Source organism: Candidatus Omnitrophota bacterium, from assembly GCA_013791745.1.
Classification (GTDB): Bacteria; CG03; CG03; order CG03; family CG03; genus CG03.
In genome coordinates this window covers 1-3,422 of the sequence record VMTH01000037.1, presented here as the reverse complement: position 1 = coordinate 3,422, position 3,422 = coordinate 1, and the positions used below count along the sequence as shown (strand labels likewise).

General features: G+C 37.8%; 3 protein-coding genes and 1 pseudogene. 1 reads left to right on the top strand and 3 read right to left on the bottom strand.

All coding sequences use genetic code 11. The features are described 5' to 3' along the window. The first annotated feature begins 258 nt into the window (after positions 1-258). Positions 259-1,560, top strand: coding sequence for a glycosyltransferase family 2 protein (locus tag FP827_01630; GenBank protein ID MBA3051784.1), 1,302 nt, complete (start codon positions 259-261; stop codon positions 1,558-1,560). Between the two features lie 102 nt (positions 1,561-1,662). Here the strand turns inward: FP827_01630 and FP827_01625 are convergent, their stop codons facing one another. From FP827_01625 to FP827_01615, 3 genes and pseudogenes are all read right to left on the bottom strand, one after another. Further along, positions 1,663-2,619 (bottom strand): calcium/sodium antiporter, encoded by a 957-nt coding sequence (locus FP827_01625; protein ID MBA3051783.1) that lies wholly within the window; start codon positions 2,617-2,619, stop codon positions 1,663-1,665. 17 nt (positions 2,620-2,636) lie between these two features. Continuing rightward, positions 2,637-3,143: a hypothetical protein gene (locus FP827_01620; protein ID MBA3051782.1), complete on the bottom strand. Its 507-nt coding sequence runs from the start codon at positions 3,141-3,143 to the stop codon at positions 2,637-2,639. 45 nt (positions 3,144-3,188) lie between these two features. Next, positions 3,189-3,395: pseudogene (locus FP827_01615) on the bottom strand (transposase). Between the last annotated feature and the right edge of the window lie 27 nt (positions 3,396-3,422).

Below are 3,422 nucleotides of genomic sequence, written 5' to 3'. Positions count from 1 at the left end.
TCGTTCACCCGCCCTCCTTACGGAGGCCTTTCGCTCTCAGCCTCTGCGATACAGGGGCAAGCACCGCCGTTCGCTTGCTCCTGTATCTGTTCCTCGATAAGCGAAGATGGGAGCATTTGAAACTTTTGTCTGTTTTTGTGGAACTGTTTTTTTAATTGTTTGACAAATCCCTTGATGTCTTAGGAGGTGGCGGGGTTCAGTATTTTTATGTAAGTTGTCCTTTTTTAGGATTTATAGTATATAATACACAAATAAACTATGATCAAAATATTAAATATTAATGTCCGGAATAAACATTTTGAGTATGCGGTAATAGCGCTGCTTTTACTGATACTGTTTTTAGCTATTGTCATAGATGTATACCCTAATGGGATTTCAATAAAAAAGATTTTCCAGATATATATGCTTAAGATGCCTGTAATAATACTGATGATTCTGAATATAGTTTATAGGTCAATTACATATGTGTTATACAAATCTAGAGGTGACAGATCTTTTACTCCCGGAATCAGCATAGTTATTCCTGCCTATAATGAAGGAAGCATGATAAAAAATGCAATTGAATCAGCTTTTTATGCAAACTATCCGGACGTTAATAGAGAAGTCATCTGCATAAATGACGGGTCTACTGACGATACGTTGAAATATATAAATGAAGCAAGGACAATATTCGGGACTAAACTTATCTTTATAGATTTTGAAAAAAATCAAGGTAAAAGAGCCGCCCTGGCGGCAGGATTCAAAACCGCAAAAAATGAAATTATAGTGACTCTGGATTCAGACAGTGTGCTTGAAAAAGACTCATTATTGCATCTTGTGATGCCTTTCACCAATCCTGAAGTGGGTGCAGTAACTGGCAGCGTCAAGGTATTTAATAAGACAAAAAACCTGCTTACGCGAATGCTTGGAGTACGCTATATTATGTCGTTCGATTTTTTAAGGGCCACACAGTCAACAATAAATACTGTTTTCTGCTGTTCGGGTGTTCTTTCGGCATACCGAAAAAGTATTCTTGATGAAGTGACAGGCGCATGGCTGAATCAGACTTTTCTGAACGAACTCTGCACTTACGGCGACGACAGGTCTTTGTCAAACTTTGTAATACGCCATGGCTATAATACCGTTTACGCTCGAAAAGCTTCGGTAAAAACGGTGGTTCCGGAAAATATACCGAAATTGATGAAAATGCTTGTTAGATGGAATAAAAGCTTTATCAGAGAAAGCCTTGTTTTTTTTCAGTTTGCTTTTACCAAGTACAGAACTAAGAACCGGTTTCTGCCTCTTGTCGATTATTTTCTGCAGGTCTCCTTGTTTATTATACAGTTTTACTGTTATGCGCTGATGCTCTATTTAGTAATACTGGTTCCGCTTATTATATTTAAATATATTGCCGGAATTGCCGTCGTAGCCTCGATGTATCTGCTTATTTATCTTAGGTTTGAAAGACGCGTTGATTTCATATATGGCATCTTATACGCCTATCTTACATTTTTTTTGTTGTTCTGGACAATCCCCTACGCTTTTCTAACCTTAAAAAACAGATCATGGCTGACCCGGTAGCGCCAAGAAAATATCAAAAAACTCTTAGATGTAATTTCGCATTTTAGAAAATGCTTATAAATTTATTTATCCATAAAGCAAATAATGTGCTCGTCTTTACCGTTATCTGGTAATGACAAAAGCGATATAGCCGCCATATAAACACACAGAAACAACTCCTTCCCACCTGTCCAATCTATGCTTGTGTCCCGTAAACATAAAAATAAAAAGCAGGAAAGATGTCAGGATCGTTATTAGCACATCAATAGCAATCTCGGCATTAAAAGCAAGCGGAGTTATAATTGAACTTATACCCAAGACAAAAAAAATATTAAAAATGTTAGAGCCGATAACATTGCCAACAGCTATATCACTGTTCTTTTTATATGCAGCTACCGCTGATGTCGCAAGTTCCGGTAAAGACGTCCCCAGAGCGACTATGGTTAGCGCTATTGCTGATTCGCTTAATCCAAAATTCAAAGCGATCCGCACCGCAGAATCAACAACCCAGTCGGCGCCCAATCCTAACAGAATAAGGCTTATAATAAGCAACAATACTGTTTTTAAGAGACCATAAGTTTTATAAGTTGCACTCTCTCCCTCGACTTCAATTACTCGCGCATTGTTTATCGAATAGTAAATGAACATGAAAAAAAAGAAAATTAGTATCATCCCGTCTGTACGAGTTAATAACGACATATTATTTTTATCTATGATTTTATCACTAACCAAAACACCTAACACCAATCCGGCCAATAAACTGAAAGGGATTTCTTTCCATACGGTGCTTTGCGACATTTTCAAAGGATATATAATTGCTGATATTCCCAGAATCAGAAAAACATTAGCTATATTACTGCCCAGTACGTTTCCAATGGCAATATCGGTGTTACCTTTAATGCTTGCTAAAACATTTACAAATAATTCCGGTGCGGACGTTCCGAATGCCACTAATGTAAGTCCAATTACTAGTTTTGATATATTAAACTTTTCAGCTAATGAATTAGCTGCGTTTACAAGCAGATCCGCTCCTTTTATAAGTGCGGAGAAACCGGCAATAAGCATTACATATTCAAGCATAAAATAATTCTTGCGGTCTAGTTCCTGTTCTTTGGAGTTGCATAAAAATCCAGGCCCCTGCCGAGCAGGAGTCTTGTCTGGGCGTCAACTGCCGGGGCAGACCCTAATATCGCCGATATGACAGGGAGCAGCAGCCACTGGAATACAAAAGATACATATCTTAATGCAGATACTTCTTTAGGACGAGGCGGAAGAAATTCCATGCTTATGAAAATACTGAGAAGCAAAATAACGTTTAGCGCACTAAAAAGGGTACTGTTTATATATGAGATGTTAAACAATATCAGCGCATCCTGTTTAGCTAGCCGCGCCCAGAATAAGAGCGCAGGAGTAACAAAACTGTTAATTATTGACCATGTAGCCCAGTTAATGTGATTATCAAGAATTTGAAAAAGCTTACTGAATTTTACTTTCAAAGGAATATGCTTGTTTTTCAATAAGTTTGACCCGAGATCAGCAAAGGTTTCTACTCCCCATGCCCCCCTTCGTTTTTGTCTGTATTGAACAGCGATTGTGTGAAACATATTTTTACCTACAGTGACCTTACCCCTAAATGTGGCCACCTTTAATTAGAGTATACCATATTCCTCAGCAAATTCATTAGGCGATAAATTGTTTAAAGAACTGTGTGGTCTAACACTGTTGTAATCTAGTCGCCAATTTTCAATTAGTTCTCTTGCCTGCAATATATTTGAAAACCAGTTTACATTCAGGCACTCATCTCTGAATTTACCGTTGAAGCTTTCAATATAAGCGTTCTGCGTTGGTTTTCCCGGTTAGTATCTATTTTGTTCTAAATCGTA

Bases quoted from the DNA above. Each gene is read 5' to 3' on its own strand.
- FP827_01630 (MBA3051784.1), top strand. From the start codon at position 259: ATGATCAAAATATTAAATATTAATGTCCGGAATAAACATTTTGAGTAT.
- FP827_01620 (MBA3051782.1), bottom strand. From the start codon at position 3,143: ATGTTTCACACAATCGCTGTTCAATACAGACAAAAACGAAGGGGGGCA.
- FP827_01625 (MBA3051783.1), bottom strand. From the start codon at position 2,619: ATGCTTGAATATGTAATGCTTATTGCCGGTTTCTCCGCACTTATAAAA.